Source organism: Prevotella koreensis, from assembly GCF_003977605.1.
GTDB lineage: Bacteria > Bacteroidota > Bacteroidia > Bacteroidales > Bacteroidaceae > Prevotella > Prevotella koreensis.
This window is the reverse complement of record NZ_RYYU01000001.1, coordinates 828165-849322: the sequence shown is the minus strand read 5'-3', so window position 1 is coordinate 849322 and position 21158 is coordinate 828165. Positions and strand designations below refer to the sequence as shown.

Here is a 21158-nt window from a genome sequence, read left to right as displayed (position 1 = left end):
ATATTAAATACTTTTAGCGAGGTTACCTTGAGGGAACCTTCCGTTGGTGTTATAATGGCAGCCCTTTTGGCTGCCATACTACTTGTTATGTCGGGTTTTGCCAGTGGCTCTGAAATTGCTTTTTTTAGTCTTAGTCCTACTGATATAAACGAACTTGACGCGGAGAGGTATAATGCCGACAAGAAGATAGAAAATCTTATAGAGAAGAGTGAACGCACCCTGGCAACGATTCTCATTACCAATAACTTTGTCAACGTGACAATAATCATGTTATGCAACTATATCTTTGCCAATGTTATTGACTTTCATGACTCCTATTGGCTTCAATTCATTTGCATAACGGTAATACTGACATTTTTGTTGTTATTATTTGGAGAGATAATCCCCAAGATTTATGCCCGCCAAAAACCGCTTGCTTTCTGCCGTAAATCGGCGACCGGAATCAGCATGCTGATGAAACTGTTCTGGCCTCTTGAAACAATATTAATGAGAAGTGGAATTCTGGCCGAAAAGGTTGTGCAGACAGAAACTCGAGTTTTGAGTGTGGACGATCTTGAACAAGCACTTGAACTTACGGATAAGGAAGACATCAAGGACGAACAAAGCATACTACAAGGTATTATTAGATTTGGTGACGAAACAGCTAAGGAGGTTATGACATGCAGAAAAGATGTTGTTGACCTTAATATTAAATGCACTTATGCGGAAGTTTTGCAATGTATCGTAGAGAACAATTATAGTCGCATACCTATATATCAGGATAATAGCGACAATGTAATAGGAATACTTTATATCAAAGACCTTCTCCCACATATAGGCAAACCGGAAAATTTCAGATGGCAAAGTCTTATAAGACCACCGCATTTTGTTCCGGAAACAAAGAAAATCGATGACCTTCTTAGAGAATTTCAAGAAAACAAAGTACACATCGCCATTGTTGTTGATGAGTTTGGAGGAACGAGCGGAATAATCACACTTGAAGATATTCTTGAAGAGATTGTCGGTGAGATAAACGATGAATATGACGAGGAAGAAAAATACTACACTCGCTTGAATCGCAATACGTATATCTTTGAGGGAAAGGTTCTTATTTCCGACTTATGCAAGATATTGGAAATTGATTACGAAGAGTTTTCCGATGTAGAAGGAGATGCGGACACCCTTGCCGGACTTATGCTCGAACTGAAAGGAGATTTCCCCGTCATACACGAAAAACTTGAATACAAGAACTATCTTTTCGAGATTCTTGAAATAGATGAAAGGCGTATTTCCAAAGTGAAAGTCGTAGTAAAGGCCGTTTGACATTCTTTTATATTTGTTTTGAACAATGCCACTTTTGCGAATAGAAAAACACTCCGATTTCGTGATAGGACTCTGGAAGATTTCTGACGATGATTTTGAAATAGGAAAAGACAATAATTTAAGCGATGTTGTTATGAAGGCAGAAATGCACTTCAAAAGTATTACTCGCAGAAAAGAATATATCGCAGAAAGATTTTTGTTGCGAGAAATGCTTGACGGCGAACAGATAGATATATGGCATAATGAAGATGGTAAACCTATAATACCCGGAAACCGAAACATAAGTATCAGTCATACTCGCAATTATGTAGCAATGATTTTATCCGAGAAATACGAGGTGGGTATAGATATAGAGTATTTAAGCAATCGGGTAGAGAATATTTCCGGGCGTTTCATGCGGGAAGACGAGCATGCCGATGATGCCAATTCGCTACTTATCCATTGGTGTGCAAAAGAAACCGTATATAAACTGTTTTCTTCAGAACATCTTGAACTAAATGAAATAAAGGTCAACTCAAAAACTTTTCGTGATGTTACCAATTTACGCAGCGGTATTGTTGTCGTGCTTTTCGTGGATACAACTCCTGAATATGTCCTTACTTATTCTTTATTCAATAAAAATGGTAAATATCTCGAAAAAAATTATTAAGTTTGCAGCCGAAAATCTTAACAGATGAAACAAGTAAGACCTAAAAAAAATCTCGGACAGCATTTCCTTATTGACTTAGGTATAGCCAAGATGATAGCAGACACGGTGGATGCTTACCCTGATGCCCCTATACTTGAGGTTGGCCCCGGCATGGGTGTGATGACACAATTCCTCGTTGATAAACCTCGTGAAATCAAAGTTGTAGAAATTGACCGTGAGAGTGTGGCATATCTAAATGAACATTTTCCACGTCTCCGTGAGAATATCATTGGTGGAGATTTTCTTCGTATGCCATTAGATAAAGTTTTCGGTGGCCGTTCTTTTGTATTGACCGGTAACTATCCTTATGATATATCATCACAGATTTTTTTCAAGATGATAGAAAACAAGGAACTTATTCCATGTTGTACCGGCATGATACAGCGTGAAGTGGCATTGCGTATTGTATCGGAACCGGGTAACAAAGCATACGGAATACTTAGCGTGCTCATACAGGCATGGTATGATGTGGAATATCTTTTCACAGTTGATGAGACGGTATTCAATCCGCCCCCAAAGGTGAAGAGTGCCGTTATAAGGATGACGAGAAACAATGTAACACAACTTGGTTGTGATGAGAAATTGTTCAAAAGAGTTGTCAAAACGGTTTTCAATCAGAGACGTAAGATGCTGCGAGTGAGTTTGAAACAAATATTAAATATTCCGACATCCGACAGTTTTTATCAACATGAAATTATGACAAAGAGGCCGGAGCAACTTAGTGTGGCCGATTTTATCATGCTTACCAATTTGGTATCGAAACAACTTAACCAATGATTTTTTTGTTATTTTCGTTGGATATTTGAAAATAAAACTTTAATTTTGTAATTTGAAAACCTAATATTACGGAAATATAATTATGATAGACGTTAAAGCGACATTAAAAGAAAGTGAAGAGAGAATGGAAATGGCGGCAATGTTTCTTGACGACCAACTTGCCAAGATACGTGCCGGACGTGCCAATATTGCCATTCTTTCCGGTATAAAAGTAGAGAGTTATGGTGAAATGGTACCGCTTAACCAAGTGGCAAGTGTAACAGCACCTGACGCTCGTACGATAGCAATCAAGCCGTGGGATCGTAAGGTAATACGTGATATTGAAAAGGCTATTATGGGTAGCGATGTAGGTATTACACCGGAGAATAATGGTGAGGTGATACGTCTCTCTATTCCACAGCCTACCGAGGAACGCCGTAAGGAACTTGTGAAACAATGCAACAAGATTGGTGAGAAAACCAAGGTAGAAGTGCGCAATGTGCGTGCTGAAATAAAAGACAAATTCAAAAAGGCTATAAAAGACGGACTTGGAGAAGACAACGAAAAAGATGCAGAGGCAGAACTTCAGAAGTTGCACGATAAATTCATTAAAAAGATTGACGAATTACTCGCAGCCAAGACAAAGGAAATAATGACGGTTTAACAGAAAAGCCGCATTTATATCTTAATACATTCTTGATGAATGGACTTGTAATAAAAAACACCGGCTCGTGGTACTCGGTATTAACTGATGATGGAACAATCATCGAGTCAAAGATAAAAGGAAACTTCAGACTGAAGGGAATAAGGAGCACCAACCCTGTTGCTGTTGGCGACAGGGTGGTGATAACCCCAAACAAAGAAGGAACTGCGTTTATTTCCGAGATTCTTGACCGCAGAAATTACATCGTGCGCAAGTCTCCAAACTTGAGCAAGCAGAGTCATATCATTGCAGCAAACATTGATCAGGTGTTTTTGATTGTGACAGTGAACTATCCGGAAACAAGCACAACGTTCATTGATCGTTTCCTTGCATCTGCCGAAGCTTACAGAGTTCCTGTAGTGCTTGTATTCAACAAGACAGATATATTGTCTGATGATGATAGGCGTTATCAAGATATGATGATTGCTCTCTATGAGAATATAGGATATAAGTGTTTGACAATCTCTGCGACAACGCTTTCTGAACGTTTGTCTTTAGAGATATTGCTTAAAGATAAAATAACATTGTTCAGTGGGAACAGTGGAGTAGGAAAGAGCACACTTCTCAACCAACTCATACCTGGCCTTAATTTAAAAACGGCAGAGATAAGCGACGCACATAACACCGGCATGCACACAACGACATTCAGTGAGATGTTGTGTCTACCTTTTGGAGGTTGGGCAATAGACACTCCGGGAATAAAAGGGTTTGGAACTTTTGATATGAATCCGGAAGAGATTTGCGGATATTTCAAGGAGATATTCCGGTTCTCAAAGAACTGTCGGTTTTATAATTGCACCCATACTCACGAACCCGGATGTGCAGTAAGAAAAGCTGTAGAGGAACACTATATCAGTCAAAGCAGATATAACAGTTATCTCAGTATGCTCGAAGATAAAGAAGAAGGAAAATATCGGGAAGCATTCTAAGATGAAAAAACACATTTGTTTAACTTAATAAATAATAAAATTATGGCTTACACAACAACTACTACGACGGGCTATGGCTCGCGAGTAAAAAACGCATGCGGTGGTATCTTTGGCGGTATTGCCCTGTTTTTGGCGGGTACGGTTCTCCTTTGGTGGAACGAAGGTGACGCAGTTGCCAATGCAAAACTTCTCGAAGAAGTGAGTGAGAATGCTGTTGATATGGAAAATATCAGCAAGATTAATCATGATTTCAATGGAAAACTGGTTCATGCGACAGGTGATGCAAAAACTAATGACATTCTTCGTGAACCAACATTTGGTTTCGAGGTTAATGCAATTAATCTTAAACGCACTGTGGAGTACTACCAATGGACAGAAGAAAAGCATGAAGAGAAACGTGACAAACTTGGCGGTGGTGAAGAAACTGTCACAACTTACACATACGAGAAGAGATGGGTATCAAAACATGTAAACTCGTCTTCGTTTGCTGATCCGGAATATAAAAACATCTTTAATGGAACATTGGCTAATTTGGATGAAAAAGAACTTTACGCAAAGAATGTGACTTTCGGTGCATACAAACTGCCAGAGTTCATTGTTCATTCTATCTCCGGTGCGGAGGCTGCTCCCATAACAATCTCGGATGATATGCTAAAAGAACTTGACGACCAAGTGGCAAGAGCAGTTTCTAATTATGGAGGAAACTACAGAAGTAATTCTGTAACATCTAAAACACAAACTACTGCTAAGCAAGAAATTGTAAAGAATGACACAACTACCAATGATTCTACCAAGGCTTTTGTGTCGGTAGAAACTCAGAACAAATATCAGGCTCGTTATATACATCAAGGAGAAGGCGAGATTTACATCGGCTCATCACCTTCTTCACCACAAGTAGGAGATGTACGTGTAACTTTCACTGTTGTTAAACCACACATGATTTCTCTTATTGCTAAAGTCAAGGGAGATACTTTCCAGAAATATGTAGGAAAGAATAAGAAAGAGTTCACGAGAGTAGAAAATGGTGACGTGTCTAAAGAGGAGATGTTTGCTCATCAGGAAAGTGAGAACAATATTCTTATGTGGGCACTTCGTATTATTGGTATCATAATGATATTCTTAGGACTTAAGGGAGTATTCGGCTTTGTGGTTACTCTTGCAAAGATTATTCCATTCGTGTCTAATATACTTAATTTTGGTGTTAACATCGTATGCGGAATATTCGCTTTTGTATGGAGTATACTTATAATAGCAATCGCATGGTTGTTCTATCGACCATTAATAGCAATTCCTCTATTGCTGATAATAATCGGTGCAATAGTGTTCTTTGCAATCAGAGGAAAGAAAAAGGGCGCAGCAGTTCCACCTACACCGGGAGTATAATACATACAATAAATATAAATTCTTAAAGTAAAAAACAGAGGATAAGAGTTTTTCTCATATCCTCTGTTTAACTTTTTTAATAAAAGCTTGGATGTTTGAGATATATTTTGTAATTTTGCAACAGTTTTTAATATTATTCGTTTGTGTATAAGTTTTATTTAATTATTCTTTTGGTCATAACCATTTGTTCAGGATGTGAGTATAAATTACGTCCCAATGATGATATTGACTCTAAAAAGATAGATATAAAACGCTATGACCGTTTACAAAGCCAGTATCTCACTACTGGTGATTTTGCTGCACTCCAACAAATGAATACGGAATTTCCTATAGAGACACGAACGCTGATAGAAGATATACTTCATATCGGAGAGGTTGATGATCCGGAAATAAGTAAAACACTTTTGAAATATTATCAAGATAGCACTTTGCAGGTTATTATGACTGATGTAGAGGTGGAATATGCAAATATTGATGACATTAATAAAAGCCTTAACGACGCTTTCAATAAGTTGAAAACATATATACCAGACATTCCCGTGCCTGAATTTTATGCCCAAATAGGAGACCTTGAGCATAGTATTATTATCGGTGACGGCATGGTTGGCATATCGTTAGATAAATACATGGGAGAGAATTATCCGATATACCGCCAATACTACAATCATGGCCAGCGTGAAAGTATGACACGTGCCAATATTACTCCCGATTGCATTTGTTTCTATTTGCTAAGTCTTTATCCTCTTAATAACCTTGAGAACAAATCACAATTAGAGCGCGACTTACATTCAGGAAAAATCATGTGGGTATCTAATCTTGTTGTTGGAAAATATGTATTCCAAACAAAATATGTTGATTGTATAGATTCTTATATGCGTAGAAACGCTACAAGAACAGTTCAACAACTTCTTCTTAACAATGATTATAATGACATTATAAAAGAAACCGGTATTAAATAATGTCCTCAGTCAATTATTGATTGTCCTTGATATATCTCATTTTTCCTAAGATAGTTATCAAGTTTATCTGTAAATTCATGGCTTTTGATACACCATTTTGGCGCAATAATCATATCTGCGGGGGATTGGGATGCAAACCTATCGAAAACTATATCTTTCCTTGTGTGCTGAATAAATGACGCAACCAATTCTATATATTCATCCACATCATACACATGGAATTGTTTTTCAAGATATTCGTTGGCAAGAAAGGTGTTTTTGACTATTTGCAGTTGATGAAGTTTAAGTATGTCAATTCTTGTTTTGCTAATTTCTACTGCGGCTTTTATATTATCTTCTCGCATTTCTCCTGGCAGCCCAAGAATCAGATGACCACCAACCGTTATACCTCTTTCATTGGTACGAGCAATTGCATCTTGCGAACATTCGAATGTGTGTCCTCGTCTTATATTTTCAAGCGTATGATTATTAACACTCTCTATTCCATATTCCACTATCATGAATGTCTGTCTGTTAAGATGTTCAAGATAGTCAAGCACCTCATCAGAAACACAATCCGGACGAGTACCGATAACTATTCCGGCAACATCATCAACTCCAAGAGCCTCTTCATATAATCGCTTCAGTTTCTCCACCGGTGCGTAAGTGTTAGTATAAGATTGGAAATAAGCCAAATACCTGATATCATTATATTTTCTTTTGAAGAAGTTTATACCCTCTATCATTTGTTGTTTTACGTTTTTGGTTCCTTCGCAATAAGATGGTGAAAAGGTTTTATTGTCGCAAAATACACATCCTCCGGTACCCTTGAACCCATCCCTGTTCGGACATGAGAACCCCGCATCTATGCTTATCTTTTGAACTTTCGTTCCAAGTTGTTCCCTTATCCACGAACCAAAGTCATTGTAATGCTTTTTTTCCATAAAATGATTTTATGATATAAACTTTGCAAATGTAGCAAATAATTCTTAACTTTGCCACAAATTAACAATATAATCTGTATAAATGAAAAAACTTCTAATCATTTTCACCGCAGCATTAATATCTGCAGTAAGTTTAAATGCACAGCCTGAACTCAAGTTGAAAGACATCAATTCTGGCATGTATTCACCGCAATATTTAAGTGCCATAACTCCAATGCCAGATGGTGAGAGTTACGCACAGATAAGCGATGACATGAAACAAATTCTACAGTACTCATTCAGCAATGGAAAGAAAACTGCGGTATTGTTTGATGTTAATTCCACAGAAAATCTCAACATTAAGGACTTTGATGGCTACCTATTGAGTCCTGACGGAAAGAAAATGCTTATTCAAACGAATACAAAGCGTATCTATCGTCATTCTTTCACGGCAGAATATTACATATATAATATTTCTAACAAGCGATTAGAGAAGTTGTCTGACAACGGCCCACAGCAGTCACCGGTTTGGTCTGAGGATGGAAATCTGGTAGCATTTGTAAGAGATAATAACATTTTCCTTGTGAAACTACTTTATGACAACTCGGAGAGCCAAGTTACCAAAGACGGAAAATTCAACGAAATAATAAACGGTATTCCAGATTGGGTGAATGAGGAAGAGTTTGGTTTCTCAACAGCAATGACATTCAATGCAGACGGCTCGGTGCTATCGTGGATAAGATACGATGAGAGTAACGTGAAAACCTATTCACTACAAATGTTCAAAGGAGCATATCCCGAACATAAGGATTGGGGCACATATCCAGGAGAATATTCTTATAAGTACCCGAAAGCCGGACAAGAGAACTCAAAGGTAAGTGTTTTGAGTTACGATATTAAGTCGCACAAAACAAGAACACTTGCCGTCCCATTACCAACTGAAGGATATATACCAAGAATAAAGGCAACTAATGATGCAAACAGAATCATTGTATATACAATGAATCGCCATCAAGACGAACTCTCTCTCTACGCTGTCAATCCATATTCTACCGTAAGCCAGTTGCTGGTAAAAGAGAAAGTGGATAAATACATCAAAGAAGACGCAATGAACAACATCCTCATCACTTCTAACCACATTGTTATTCCAAGTGATAGAAGCGGACACATGCAACTTTATCTATATTCACAGAATGGAAACCTTGAACGCCAACTGACAACAGGTAACAATGATGTAACAAGACTTTATGGATATGATGAAACAACCGGTACGGTGTATTATCAAGCAGCAGGCTATGACGCAATGAATCGCGAAATATATTCTTCAGACAAAAAAGGAAGAGTAAACAAACTTGCTAATGACCACGGTTGGAACGATGCGGTCTTCAGTAAGAATTTTAAATATTTCGTTAACACATGGAGTGACTGTAACACCCCATACCGTTTCAGCATTTGTAATAACAACGGCAAGACAATTTCAACACTTATAGACAACTCTCAACTTAAAGCAACTTTAGCGCAACTGCCGCTCGGCAAAAAAGAGTTCTTTAAATTCAAAACATCAGAAGGCGTGGAACTCAATGCCATAATGGTTAAACCAAGTAATTTTGACCCTTCCCGCAAATATCCTGTCATAATGTGGCAATATGGTGGACCTGGCAGTCAGCAGGTGGTAAACTCATGGCGACTGGGTTCTATGGGACAAGGGGCATTATATGACCATTATCTGGCAGAAAAAGACTTCATTCTTGTTTGCGTTGATGGTCGTGGTACCGGTGCAAGAGGTACAGAGTTTGAGAAATGCATATACCTAAGATTAGGACTTCTTGAGTCAACAGACCAAGTTGAGACTGCACTTTATCTTAAATCATTGCCATTCATAGATGGTGAGCATATCGGAATATGGGGTTGGAGTTTCGGAGGCTTCAACACTCTTATGAGTATGAGTGAGGGTAGGGGAGTATTTGCATCCGGCGTGGCCGTAGCACCTCCTACCGATTGGCGATTCTATGACACCGTATATACCGAACGATATATGCGTACACCACAAGAAAATCCTTCCGGATATGATATCAACCCTATCAGTCGTGCAGAAAACTTGAAGGGTGAACTTCTCATCTGTCAAGGTTTGGCCGATGACAATGTGCATCCACAGAACACTTACGAATATACCGAAAGCCTTGTACAGGCTGGAAAGGATTTCAAAATGAATGTGTATACAAACAGGAATCATAGTATCTATGGTGGTAACACTCGCAATCACTTGTTGAGACAAATTGCGAACCATTTCATAAATACCTTAAAATGAAAATATCATCGGATAATGATTAAGAAATAACATATCCGAATAAATCCGTTTATGGAAATGATAAAAAAATAATGCAGGACAATGTTGCTTAGGCTTACATCGTCCTGCATTATTTTTATAAGTTATTTTTATTAAACTTTTTCTCCCCAAATATCAATATATTATTAAAAAGCAATAGATATAGTTCTTTACTCGTGATGATAGGGTTCACCCTTGATAATGGTACATGAGCGATAGATTTGCTCTGTAAAAAAGAGTCTTATCATCTGATGTGAGAACGTCATTCGAGATAATGATATTTTTTCGTTGGCACGTTCATAAATATTATTTGAAAAACCATAAGCACCACCAACGATAAACAATAGTCGTTTTGTAGCCATTTGTTTTTTTTGCAGCCACTTTGCGAACTCTATACTGCGAAATTCACTGCCACGTTCGTCAAGCAACACAACATAATCTGAAGGTTTAATAAGTTGCATAATAGACTTACCCTCCATTTCTTTCTGTTGTTCTTCTGTGAGATTTTTTGTATTTTTAATATCTGGTATTGTCACTATCTCAAAAGACATATAGTGACATATCCGATTCAAATAATCATTTATACAAGCAGAAATATGTTTATTGTCGGTTTTCCCGATAAGTACAAGCAAGGTTTTCATTTATTTGTTGTAATTGTCATTTCTTTTTTCAGACTGCTGACAATTTGCATCCTCCTTACTTTTTACAATATTATACTCGTCCTTACGTTTTGGATTCATAGGAAACCAGCCTTTTTCCACACGTTTCTTTTGAGAAAACAGTTCGCCGATTGCCCACAGCATAGACGCCCCCGTAACACCAAGAATTGACGATATGATAACATTCTCAACAAAAAATGCAGAGCATATAAATGCAATTCCTGAAACAAGATAAATCCACCAAAACTTTGTTCCGGTGTAATATTCCATTTTTATTACGAAAGGATGACACAATCCTATTATAAGGAAAGTGCTTATGGCAATGATAATTCCGGTATAGTGTAATTCTATCATAATGTTTTCTTCCAAAATAGGCTGCAAAGTTAGTGATTTTAGTTCATTTGAACAACTTTAGCATAAGAAATAACACTTAAAATCAAAAAAATAGTTTCGCTTAGGTTTTATATAAAAAAATATCATTATCTTTGTAGCAATAGATAAAAATATACAAACCATTTTTATTATAAAATTGTATGGAAAATAATAAAGAACTTATCGCTCAATGTGAGCAGGCTGCAAAACAATGGTTATCTCCTTCTTTCGATGAGGATACGCGCAACGAAGTACAAGCAATGCTTGATAATCCCGATAAAACAGAACTTATAGACAGTTTTTATCGATCATTGGAGTTCGGAACCGGTGGACTTCGTGGAATCATGGGTGCCGGAACCAATCGCATGAACATTTATATTGTCGGCATGGCAACACAAGGATTTGCAAATTATATACTGAAGGCTTTCCCCGGACGTAACGATCTTGCTGTGGTTGTTGGCCACGACTGTCGTAACAACGGCCGACTTTTTGCAGAAACCGTTGCCAATATCTTTTCTGCCAACGGAATCAAGGTGTACCTATTCGAAAGTCTCCGTCCTACACCAGAAATTTCATTTGCCATCAGGCATTTAGGTGCAAAGGCCGGAGTGAATGTGACAGCATCTCACAATCCGAAAGAATACAACGGATACAAGGCTTACTGGGAAGATGGAGCGCAGGTGCTATCGCCACACGACACGGGTATCATAGATGAGGTGAACAAGGTTAAAATAGAAGATGTGAAATTTGAACCTAACAAGGAACTCATCGAGATAATAGGTGGCGAAATGGATTGGGACTATTTGCAGGCTGTTAAAGAAGCAATGGTGGATCAAGACGTGATACTTCGTCATAAAGATTTGAATATCGTTTATTCTCCGATGCATGGTGCCGGACGTGTGATAATTCCTGAAGCATTACGCTCATGGGGATTCCAGAACATACATGTAGTACCTGAACAGATGGTTATTGACGGTAATTTCCCGACAGTGGTTTCGCCCAATCCCGAGAATCCGGAAGCAATGACATTAGGAATTAAGTTGGGAACAAAACTCAATGCCGACCTTGTGATAGCAAGCGATCCGGATGCAGACCGTCTTGCAATCGTTTGCCGGAATGACAAAGGCGAGTGGGAGATTCTTAATGGCAACCAAACATGCATGATGTTCTGCTGGTATATCATTGCCAATAAGAAAAAAATGGGACAACTTAAAGGGAATGAATTCCTTGTTAAAACTATAGTAACAACAGAAATAATAAGAAAAATAGCCGATAAGAATGGAGTAGAACTAAAGGACTGCTACACCGGTTTCAAGTGGATTGCCAACGAAATTCGTGTCAACGAAAACACAAAGAAATACATTGGTGGTGGTGAAGAAAGTTTCGGATTCCTGCCATTTGATAAAGTGCGTGACAAAGACTCACCTGCAAGTATCTGTCTTATATGCGAGATTGCTGCATGGGCAAAAGACAATGGTATGACACTTTACGACTTAATGATGAAAATCTATACAGAATATGGATTCTCTAAAGAGGTAACATTCAATGTAATAAAGACCGGAAAGAGTGGCGCAGATGAGATAAAGGCAATGATGGAAAACTTCCGTAACAACTCTCCAAAGCAACTTGGCGGTTCGAAGGTAATTGTGTGGAAAGACTATAAAACACTTGAGCAGATAAACTCTGATGGTTCAAAACAGAAATTGGATATGCCTGACACAAGCAATGTATTACAATGGTTCTGTGAAGATGGAACGAAAGTAAGTGTACGTCCGTCAGGAACTGAACCAAAGATAAAATTCTATACAGAAGTGAAAGATGACACAATGAAGTGTGCCGGCTGTTATGAAAGATGCTCAAATGATGCAGATAAAAAGATAGAGGCATTAAAGAATGACCTCGGTCTGTAATCTCTGTCTTTTTGTATTATTTCTTATATTAAAGAAGTTTGCAGAACTATACCAAATTCGCCCAAATTGAAATACTGAAGAATAACAATCACTCATCAATAATTTATTATTCAAAAAAACAACAGACACGTTTTAAAAGCAAAAATAAAGATTGTGCATTATGATAAATAACACCTACCGTTTAAATAAACTTATGCTAATGGCCGTAAATTACAAACATAAGAATGGGACGTAAATAATCAAGGTAAAAAGTATATGCTGAGTTTTTACGCCCCATTTGAAGTATTAGCATTCAAAAATATTTCATTTGTATTTATTGAAACTATTGATGTTCTTTTCTTAACAAGTCATTCACATTCTTTACCGGATTGAATGTTGCAAGAGGAACCTCTACAAATACTGTATTCCAATCACTCATGGCACCATTCCATAACCCAGGAAGTTCGAGTGCTTTGAGTTCTTTTCCGCTTTTACTCTTTATACTTATAAAGCCTGTTGTCTTGTCTACAAAATCAGTAAGATTAAATGGATTGGAGTTGTAATCTTTCAATGAGCATACGAGATCTACCGGATTGAAATGTGTACCATTATTGAACATCTTCGTATATTCATCATTATTTTTGTCAATTTGACTGCTTTCAAGAATTTGTAAACTTATTGTTCCATCCTGATTGTATGTAAGGAATGGTCCTCCACCCGGCTCACCAACGTTCTTAACCACACCACAGACTCTTATAGGACGATTAAGTTTCTTCTTTAAATAGCAAATTAAATCTGCATCACAAAGTTTTTTAACCTCATTATTCTTACAATATAAACCTTGTTCAAGAAATTTAAGAATCTCCATAAGTTTTTCGTGACTGTATGAATTAGAATCAAGTATTTTCAGATAATCAAAAATTTTATTCTGCAAATCAATCAATATACCTGCAATCACTTGTTTATAAGTTACGGTTTCTTCTTTCAGATAATCCGGAACAACATTATCAATGTTCTTTATAAAAACCACATCGGCATCAATTTCGTTAAGGTTTTCTATCAATGCTCCATGACCACCGGGTCGGAAAAGCAGTGTTCCGTCATCATTTCGGAATGGTGTATTATCCGGATTTGCTGCAATAGTATCGGTACTTTGCTTTTGCTCGGAAAAACTGATATTGATTTTTATACCGAACTTGTCAGCATAAATCTGTTGTTTCTCTGCAACTTTCTTTTGAAACAATTCTAAATGTTCGTGACTGACAGTGAAATGTATATTTGCGACATCACCACTTACAGCATATAATGCAGCTTCAACGAGATGTTCTTCCATAGGTGTGCGTGCTCCTGCATCGTAATTATGGAAAAGCAAAAGCCCCTTTGGTAACTGGCCATAGTTAAGACCATTCTTGTCAAGCATACTCTTGGCCACATCTTTATAATTGCCATTGTTGAGCAATTCTGTTATCGTCTTGGCATAGTTTTTCTTGCATACATCATTCAGTTCGCCATAGAATGCGAACTTCTCTATATTGTCAAAAAATACTTTCTCAAAGTTTGTAGATGGAGTGGAAGACGTTGATTCGACAAAGTTAAACATATCTTTGAACATTCTGCTTGCCGCCCCACTTGCCGGTACGAACTTTACAATCTTCTTTCCACGAGCTTTATATTCTTTCCACAAGTTTATATACATATCACGCTGTGCCTCAGTCGGAACGATAATTCCATTACCAACAGATGCTGCGTTTTCAAGTTTCAGAAAAGGGAATCCCGTCTTGAAGTTTTCAATTTGGTTTTCTATCTGCTTTTCTGTGATGCCTTTTTGTGATATTTGTTTTAAATCTGATTTTGATAGAGTAATCATGTTATTTCCTTTCTTTAATTATCCATTTCAATCGCAAATATAGTTACTTTTTCTTAAACAAGAAAGAAATGATAGAAAAAACAATATCTTTGCAATAAAATACAATGTAAAAGGTATGGACAATAATTTTAGTTTTACAATAGAAGAGCGTCACGAGACATACAAGATTGTTAAAAGACTGTTGAAAATCATGAGTCCCACATTAACCAATGAGGAAAAACGGCTTGTTGTAAAACATCTCTATAATGCCTATAAAACAGGTTGTTTACAACGCGATATGTTCGGACTGAACCCCATCGTAACGAGTTTGCAAACAGCATTGATAGCCACAGAACAAATTGGTTTGGGCAAAGAGGCCATCATTGCCACCCTGCTCTATAGTTCATGTGGTCAAACCTGTGAACAGGAAACATCAACACTATTTGGTGCTGGAGTGGCAAGAATCATATCCGGACTTTCAAAAATACAACGGCTTTACATGAAAAACCCTGTGATAGAGAGTGAGAATTTCAGAAACCTTCTTCTTTCTTTCGCAGAAGATATGCGCGTGATATTGATAATGATTGCCGAACGAGTTAATTTGATGCGACAAATTAGGGATTATGACAATGTCGCAACAAAGAAGCGTGTTTCCGAAGAAGCAAGTTATCTATATGCCCCGTTGGCACATAAATTGGGATTATACCAATTGAAAAGTGAACTCGAAGATTTATCACTTAAGTATCTTGAACATGATGCTTATTATATGATAAAGGATAACTTAAATGCAACAAAGAAAAGCAGAGATGCTTACATTGAAACATTTATCAATCCTATCAAAGAGAAACTTAATGCTGCAGGATTCAGATTTCATATCAAAGGGCGCACGAAAAGCATTCATAGTATATGGCAGAAGATGAAAAAACAGCAATGTGGTTTCAATGGCATATATGATTTATTCGCAATTCGTATAATAATAGAAGCAGATGAAATAGATGACGAAAAAAAACATCATGCTTTAGAGAAGACTTTGTGTTGGCAAGCATTCTCTATAATAACAGACATGTATCAACCTAACCCCAAGCGACTTAGAGACTGGCTTTCTGTACCTAAAACCAATGGATATGAGAGTCTGCATATCACGGTTCTTGGACCTGAAAGCAAGTGGGTAGAGGTGCAGATTCGCACAGAACGTATGGACGAAGTGGCAGAAAAAGGTGTCGCTGCGCACTGGAGATACAAGGGAATAAAGAGCGAAAACGGACTTGACGAATGGCTTGGAAATATACGTGCTGCCATAGAAAACAGTGATGATTTGCAGGTTATGGATGAGTTCAAGATGAATCTTTATGAAGATGAAGTCTATGTTTTTTCTCCAAAAGGCGATCTTTTCAAGTTGCCCAAAGGTGCAACCGTACTCGACTTCGCATATTCAATACATACGGCTGTGGGTAATCGTTGTACCGGCGCGAAAATAAATAACAAGATAGTTAATTTTCGACATGTACTTAAGAGTGGTGATCAGATAGAAATTATTACATCAGGACATCAAAAGCCCAAACGTGATTGGTTATCGTATGTAAAAACGAGTCATGCCAAGAGCAAGATACGCCTTGCACTTAAAGAGACACAAGTTAAAGAAAGTCTCTTGGTGAAGGAAATGCTGGAACGAAGGCTTAAAAACAGGAAAATGGATGTTGACGAAGCCGTTATGAATCAGTTGGTAAATAAACTTGGATTCAAACAGGCAACAGATTTTTATCATCAGATTGCAGACGGTTCACTTGACACAAACGTCATAATAGAGAAATATATTGAACTTAAAAGCAATGAACATGCATCAAGTTCCACACAACTGACACGGAGTGCCGAGGAGTTCAATTTCGATAATGTTGACATACAGCCGGTAAATGGCAATGACGACGTGCTTGTGATAGACAAGAACCTTAAAGGTATCGACTATCAACTTGCCAACTGTTGCCATCCGATTTATGGTGACAATGTTTTCGGATTCGTTACCGTTAATGGCGGGATAAAAATACACCGCTCCGATTGTCCTAATGCCCCGGAGTTGCATCGTCGTTTCGGTTATCGCATTGTAAAGGCACGGTGGAGTGGCAAAAGCGGTTCGCAGTATAGCATATCGTTGCGAATAATCGGCAATGACGATATAGGAATCGTGAACAACATCACAAGCATAATATCGAAAGAAGAGAAAGTAATAATGAGAAGCATCAATATTGATAGTAACGACGGACTATTCAGTGGTACGCTCGTAGTGAATGTTGATGACACACAGAGACTTGATGCCATAATAAAGAAAGTAAGAACGGTGAAAGGTGTTAAAATGGTGACGAGGGTTTAGAAAGATTCAGTACTTAACATCTTCTAAGAAAAGTGCATTTGCAGGCATACTCTCGCCTGCATTTGTACGTTTCCTGCTCTTTACAACGTCTTCAAACTGGCTCACACTCATACGTCCCCTACCCACTTCAATCAAAGTTCCAACAATAGAGCGAACCATATTTCTCAAAAAACGATTTGCCGTAATACGGAAACACCATCTCCCCTCTCCTATCTCGATCCAACATGCTTCTTTTATGGTACAGAATGTTGTCTTTACATCGCTGCCGCTTTTACAAAATGCAGCAAAATCTGCTGTCTTTATAAGCGTTTGGGCAGCGATATTCATTTGGGTAAAGTCAAGAGAATAGCCGGTTGCCCAACTATATGCTCTTACAAATGGGTCTTTTCCTGTATGAACGTAATAATGATATGTGCGTGATGTCGCGCTGAATCGTGCATGCAAATCATTATCCACCTTTTCAATTTTCTTTATTGATATATCTTGCGGAAGAAACCTATTGAGTTTGTAACATAACGCTGACTCATCAATTTCATTCTCCGTATCAAAGTGAGCAGTCATAATATGTGCATGAACTCCGGCATCTGTTCTACCGGCTCCGACAATCTCTGTCTTGCTTCTCAATAGCACGCTCAATCCTTTTTCAATCTCTTCCTGAACCGTTATACCGTTCGGCTGTATTTGCCAACCATGATAACGGCTGCCATCGAAGCATAAATAGAGAAAATATCTGTTCACTACTTGAAAAGATTTTATTTGTTTATTGTCAATAATGCTTGAATAATATCAGAATTGGTCGAAGTTATCCGGAGGCAATGGAGCAAACGGAGTGTCTTGTATAAGAGGCTCGTCTGTATCCATATTAATCTTAGAACCAATCACTTCACCACCATAGTTAAACTCATTGTGTGAGTTATCCGGATTTTCAAAGCGTGTAAATTCTCCTCTGAAATTAAGTAAGACATCACCTGTAGCACCTTTACGGTGCTTTGCAATTATTATTTGAGCCTTTCCTCTCAGGTCTCGTCCATGCTCGTCTTGGTTTATATGATAGTATTCCGGTCTGTGAACAAAAATCACCATGTCGGCATCTTGCTCAATTGCACCAGACTCACGAAGGTCACTGAGTTGCGGGCGCTTACCCTCATTGCCTTCACGATTCTCAACAGAACGATTTAACTGTGACAATGCCAACACCGGAATATTAAGTTCTTTTGCCAATCCTTTCAGACTTCTACTGATAGTTGACACCTCTTCTTGGCGGCTTCCGAATCTGGCACCGTTGGCATTCATGAGTTGCAGATAGTCTATCATTATAATCTTCACCCCCTTTTCTCTCACCAATCTGCGTGCCTTTGTTCTTAACTCGAATATACTCATACCGGGAGTATCATCAATATATAATGGTGCCATTTGCATGCTTCTCACATTTTTATCGATACGTTTCCATTCTTCATCGTCGAGTTGTCCGTTAAGTATTTTCTTACCGGAGATTTCACAAACATTTGAAAGCAGTCGGTTTGCGAGTTGCACATTACTCATTTCAAGCGAGAAGAAAGCAGCAGGTATATGATAATCCATGACAATGTTCTTGGCAAGGGAAAGTGCAAAAGAAGTCTTTCCCATGGCCGGACGACCCGCAATAATCACAAGGTCGCTGGATTGCCAGCCCGATGTTATGTCATCAAGTCTGTTATATCCTGTAGGAATTCCAGTGAGTCCGCCATCGTTTGCCGCAGCTTGTTTGAGTTGCTCTATGGCTTGTTTTACGACAGGCTCAATCTGGGTATAGTCCTGTTTCAGGTTTTTCTGTGAGAGTTCGAAAAGTGAGCCTTCTGCCTCCTGCATCAGTTCGTCAATATCCTGCGACTCATCGAAAGCCTTTGTCTCTATCATACTTGCAAAACTAATCAGTTGGCGTGCCATGTATTTTTGTGCAAGTATGTGTGAATGGTAAACAATATTAGCAGAAGAAGCTACCTTTGAACTTAACTCAAGAATATATCCCGGACCACCCACTTCTTCAAGAGTACCGTCCTTTGCGAGTTGGTCTGTCACGGTTATTATATCCACAGGTTTCTCATCCATGCTGAGAGTCTGTATGGCACTGAAGATTTTCTGATTTCTCGGCTCGTATAATGTTTCCGGGCGCAGCGTATCACTTACCACGCTAAAGGCATCTCTGTCAATCATCAGTGCTCCGAGCACCACTCTTTCTGCATCCAATGCTTGTGGTTGCAAATGACCGTATGCAGAATCTATAGGTCTGGTCTTCTTCTTGTTTTCTGCCATGCTTTCTCTATTTTTTTCGCAAAGGTAGTCAATTTCTTTAATATCCTCCAAAAAAAACTTCTAATTTTGATTATTCGAAATTATAGAGTAACTTTGCATTATTAAATAAAAATACAAAGAATTATATGATAGTCTATCCTTGTGCCAAAATAAACTTAGGGTTGAATGTGGTAAGTAAACGTCCGGACGGATACCATAATCTTGAAACCGTGTTCTACCCTATTCCTCTTTTTGATGTATTGGAGATTGAACCTTCAGAAAAAATGACATCACTTGAACTCAAAGGGAAGACACTCGATGGTAATCCGAACGAAAATCTCGTAATTAAGGCGTATAATACTGTCAGACAGAAATACCCGATACCCGATGTTAAGATAACTCTCGATAAACGCATACCATCACAGGCAGGAATGGGAGGAGGTTCAAGCGATTGTGCTTACACAATAACATCTTTGAACAAGATGTTCAATCTTAAGATGAACAATGATGAAATGAGAGATATTGCAGCAGGCTTAGGTGCAGACTGTTCGTTCTTTATAGACCCTCAACCTTCTTTTGCAACAGGTATCGGTGAACAACTTACACCATTGCCATTCTCTCTAAAAGGATATTGGATTGCCATTGTCAAGCCTCCTGTTGCAGTCAGTACGCGAGATGCCTTTTCAAAAATAGTTCCTAAACAACCGAAAGAAAGATGCGACTCCATAGTCTTAGGCAACATCAATGAATGGAGAAACAGACTTGTCAACGATTTTGAAAAAAGCGTTTTCGAGATATATCCAAGCTTATATGATATAAAGAAACATTTCTATGACCTTGGTGCATTATACTCATGTATGAGTGGAAGTGGGTCTGCAATGGTTGGGATATTCTCAAATGAACCTCCTATGATTAGGGGAGAATACTATAAAATGCGATTATAACATATAACACCCTTCATCATTATATTTGATGAGGGGTGTTGTCAATCTTTGATTTTTGAGATAGAATACTTGTTATCATCTGTCACGATAATCTCTGCCATATAATTGCTCGGCGTGTCAGGAATGCCGACTTGAGCATAGAAATGAAAGCCTTTTTCATCGTGACGTTCATAAATGATATTATTAAGTATTGATTGGGATATTATGCCTGAAGGTATTATTTCGGCAAACTCCTTTTTATGGAAATCGTGAATAAATGTCTTCACGCTGTTTTTCACTATACAGATGCTCACCGTATTATCATAGTATATATTATCAACTCTTACACCTTCATCGTTATAATTTGTTTTTATTACTTTATATGTGGTAGGGTTAACCTGTATATAGAGATGATTCTTCACATTCGCCAGCATTACCACCGTGTCGTTCTTTATCACCCGACGTTGATTTATGGCAATCGCCTTATTCTTCTCGAAGGTCTCTTGCATACTCTGACTTAGGTTATCGTCTTTTGTAAGTCTAACCTCGTCTCCGTTCTGATTCATGAATATCAGTAGGTTTTTCGTAAGTTTTACTATTGGATACTTCGTTGTGACAGAGCCATTTAAACACAAAGAATCATCTATTACTGAAAATGCTACGGGCTGGCTTGTGGAGTCGTTATAGAAAATAGTGTCACCTTTCACGCGGAATACAATGTTCTCTTCCAATTCGTCAAACCATGCACCCTGCATCATATTCTTGGCATTACGATCCTCTTGAGGAGCAGAATGTCCTATTTTCGCCTCATTGCATGAAGTGAAAAATAAAACAAGGAAAAATACTGTAACAAATATATTTCTAAACCAAACCATGTCCATCGGA

18 protein-coding genes are annotated in these 21158 nt (G+C 38.1%); 11 read left to right on the top strand and 7 right to left on the bottom strand.

All coding sequences use genetic code 11. From position 1 onward, the window contains the following. The first annotated feature begins 54 nt into the window (after window positions 1-54). From gldE to EHV08_RS03640, 7 genes are all read left to right on the top strand, one after another. On the top strand, window positions 55-1302 hold the full coding sequence (gene gldE, locus EHV08_RS03670; RefSeq protein WP_203227049.1) for a gliding motility-associated protein GldE: 1248 nt from the start codon (window positions 55-57) through the stop codon (window positions 1300-1302). Window positions 1303-1327: 25 nt separating this feature from the next. Beyond that, entirely contained in the window at window positions 1328-1951 is a 624-nt protein-coding gene (locus tag EHV08_RS03665; RefSeq protein WP_126678074.1) for a 4'-phosphopantetheinyl transferase family protein, read from the top strand. A gap of 24 nt (window positions 1952-1975) precedes the next feature. Next, window positions 1976-2767, top strand: coding sequence for a 16S rRNA (adenine(1518)-N(6)/adenine(1519)-N(6))-dimethyltransferase RsmA (rsmA, locus tag EHV08_RS03660; RefSeq protein ID WP_126678072.1), 792 nt, complete (start codon window positions 1976-1978; stop codon window positions 2765-2767). 82 nt (window positions 2768-2849) lie between these two features. Beyond that, on the top strand, window positions 2850-3410 hold the full coding sequence (gene frr, locus EHV08_RS03655; protein ID WP_126678070.1) for a ribosome recycling factor: 561 nt from the start codon (window positions 2850-2852) through the stop codon (window positions 3408-3410). 35 nt (window positions 3411-3445) lie between these two features. Further along, window positions 3446-4378 carry a ribosome small subunit-dependent GTPase A gene (gene rsgA, locus EHV08_RS03650; protein ID WP_126678068.1) on the top strand — a complete coding sequence of 311 codons (933 nt, stop codon included), beginning with the start codon at window positions 3446-3448 and terminating at the stop codon, window positions 4376-4378. 42 nt (window positions 4379-4420) lie between these two features. Next, a complete protein-coding gene (locus EHV08_RS03645) occupies window positions 4421-5761 on the top strand; it encodes a TMEM43 family protein (RefSeq protein WP_126678067.1) in 1341 nt (446 codons plus the stop codon). A 143-nt stretch (window positions 5762-5904) separates the two neighbouring features. Then, a complete protein-coding gene (locus EHV08_RS03640) occupies window positions 5905-6720 on the top strand; it encodes a gliding motility protein GldB-related protein (RefSeq protein ID WP_126678065.1) in 816 nt (271 codons plus the stop codon). 5 nt (window positions 6721-6725) lie between these two features. On the opposite strand, the gene EHV08_RS03635 is transcribed toward EHV08_RS03640, so the two are convergent. After that, on the bottom strand, window positions 6726-7643 hold the full coding sequence (locus tag EHV08_RS03635; protein WP_126678063.1) for a TIGR01212 family radical SAM protein: 918 nt from the start codon (window positions 7641-7643) through the stop codon (window positions 6726-6728). 82 nt (window positions 7644-7725) lie between these two features. Here EHV08_RS03635 and EHV08_RS03630 point away from each other — a divergent pair, with 82 nt between their 5' ends. Continuing rightward, window positions 7726-9930 (top strand): S9 family peptidase, encoded by a 2205-nt coding sequence (locus EHV08_RS03630; protein ID WP_126678062.1) that lies wholly within the window; start codon window positions 7726-7728, stop codon window positions 9928-9930. 188 nt (window positions 9931-10118) lie between these two features. Here the strand turns inward: EHV08_RS03630 and rlmH are convergent, their stop codons facing one another. Both rlmH and EHV08_RS03620 read right to left on the bottom strand, forming a co-directional pair. After that, complete coding sequence (gene rlmH / locus EHV08_RS03625; RefSeq protein WP_126678060.1) at window positions 10119-10589, bottom strand: 23S rRNA (pseudouridine(1915)-N(3))-methyltransferase RlmH; 471 nt, start codon at window positions 10587-10589, stop codon at window positions 10119-10121. Beyond that, a complete protein-coding gene (locus EHV08_RS03620) occupies window positions 10590-10958 on the bottom strand; it encodes a DUF4491 family protein (protein WP_126679408.1) in 369 nt (122 codons plus the stop codon). Window positions 10959-11140: 182 nt separating this feature from the next. On the opposite strand from EHV08_RS03620, the gene EHV08_RS03615 reads away from it, so the two are divergent. Then, a complete protein-coding gene (locus EHV08_RS03615) occupies window positions 11141-12889 on the top strand; it encodes a phospho-sugar mutase (protein WP_126678058.1) in 1749 nt (582 codons plus the stop codon). A gap of 322 nt (window positions 12890-13211) precedes the next feature. Here EHV08_RS03615 and EHV08_RS03610 read toward each other — a convergent pair whose 3' ends face one another. Further along, the gene (locus tag EHV08_RS03610; RefSeq protein ID WP_203227048.1) at window positions 13212-14735 is read right to left on the bottom strand and encodes a DUF4301 family protein; all 1524 of its coding nucleotides are present in this window, start codon (window positions 14733-14735) and stop codon (window positions 13212-13214) included. A gap of 115 nt (window positions 14736-14850) precedes the next feature. Here EHV08_RS03610 and EHV08_RS03605 point away from each other — a divergent pair, with 115 nt between their 5' ends. Further along, on the top strand, window positions 14851-17079 hold the full coding sequence (locus EHV08_RS03605; protein ID WP_126678056.1) for a RelA/SpoT family protein: 2229 nt from the start codon (window positions 14851-14853) through the stop codon (window positions 17077-17079). 6 nt (window positions 17080-17085) lie between these two features. Here the strand turns inward: EHV08_RS03605 and truA are convergent, their stop codons facing one another. Next, entirely contained in the window at window positions 17086-17817 is a 732-nt protein-coding gene (gene truA, locus EHV08_RS03600) for a tRNA pseudouridine(38-40) synthase TruA (protein WP_126678054.1), read from the bottom strand. Between the two features lie 48 nt (window positions 17818-17865). Continuing rightward, entirely contained in the window at window positions 17866-19371 is a 1506-nt protein-coding gene (gene dnaB, locus EHV08_RS03595) for a replicative DNA helicase (RefSeq protein WP_126678052.1), read from the bottom strand. A gap of 125 nt (window positions 19372-19496) precedes the next feature. On the opposite strand from dnaB, the gene ispE reads away from it, so the two are divergent. Continuing rightward, window positions 19497-20294 (top strand): 4-(cytidine 5'-diphospho)-2-C-methyl-D-erythritol kinase, encoded by a 798-nt coding sequence (gene ispE, locus EHV08_RS03590; protein WP_126678050.1) that lies wholly within the window; start codon window positions 19497-19499, stop codon window positions 20292-20294. Between the two features lie 41 nt (window positions 20295-20335). Here the strand turns inward: ispE and EHV08_RS03585 are convergent, their stop codons facing one another. Beyond that, the gene (locus EHV08_RS03585) at window positions 20336-21148 is read right to left on the bottom strand and encodes a DUF4738 domain-containing protein (protein ID WP_126678048.1); all 813 of its coding nucleotides are present in this window, start codon (window positions 21146-21148) and stop codon (window positions 20336-20338) included. Between the last annotated feature and the right edge of the window lie 10 nt (window positions 21149-21158).

Bases quoted from the DNA above. Each gene is read 5' to 3' on its own strand.
- gldE (WP_203227049.1), top strand. From the start codon at position 55: ATGGCAGCCCTTTTGGCTGCCATACTACTTGTTATGTCGGGTTTTGCC.
- EHV08_RS03665 (WP_126678074.1), top strand. From the start codon at position 1,328: ATGCCACTTTTGCGAATAGAAAAACACTCCGATTTCGTGATAGGACTC.
- rsmA (WP_126678072.1), top strand. From the start codon at position 1,976: ATGAAACAAGTAAGACCTAAAAAAAATCTCGGACAGCATTTCCTTATT.
- frr (WP_126678070.1), top strand. From the start codon at position 2,850: ATGATAGACGTTAAAGCGACATTAAAAGAAAGTGAAGAGAGAATGGAA.
- rsgA (WP_126678068.1), top strand. From the start codon at position 3,446: ATGAATGGACTTGTAATAAAAAACACCGGCTCGTGGTACTCGGTATTA.
- EHV08_RS03645 (WP_126678067.1), top strand. From the start codon at position 4,421: ATGGCTTACACAACAACTACTACGACGGGCTATGGCTCGCGAGTAAAA.
- EHV08_RS03635 (WP_126678063.1), bottom strand. From the start codon at position 7,643: ATGGAAAAAAAGCATTACAATGACTTTGGTTCGTGGATAAGGGAACAA.
- EHV08_RS03630 (WP_126678062.1), top strand. From the start codon at position 7,726: ATGAAAAAACTTCTAATCATTTTCACCGCAGCATTAATATCTGCAGTA.
- rlmH (WP_126678060.1), bottom strand. From the start codon at position 10,589: ATGAAAACCTTGCTTGTACTTATCGGGAAAACCGACAATAAACATATT.
- EHV08_RS03615 (WP_126678058.1), top strand. From the start codon at position 11,141: ATGGAAAATAATAAAGAACTTATCGCTCAATGTGAGCAGGCTGCAAAA.
- EHV08_RS03610 (WP_203227048.1), bottom strand. From the start codon at position 14,735: ATGATTACTCTATCAAAATCAGATTTAAAACAAATATCACAAAAAGGC.
- EHV08_RS03605 (WP_126678056.1), top strand. From the start codon at position 14,851: ATGGACAATAATTTTAGTTTTACAATAGAAGAGCGTCACGAGACATAC.
- dnaB (WP_126678052.1), bottom strand. From the start codon at position 19,371: ATGGCAGAAAACAAGAAGAAGACCAGACCTATAGATTCTGCATACGGT.
- ispE (WP_126678050.1), top strand. From the start codon at position 19,497: ATGATAGTCTATCCTTGTGCCAAAATAAACTTAGGGTTGAATGTGGTA.
- EHV08_RS03585 (WP_126678048.1), bottom strand. From the start codon at position 21,148: ATGGTTTGGTTTAGAAATATATTTGTTACAGTATTTTTCCTTGTTTTA.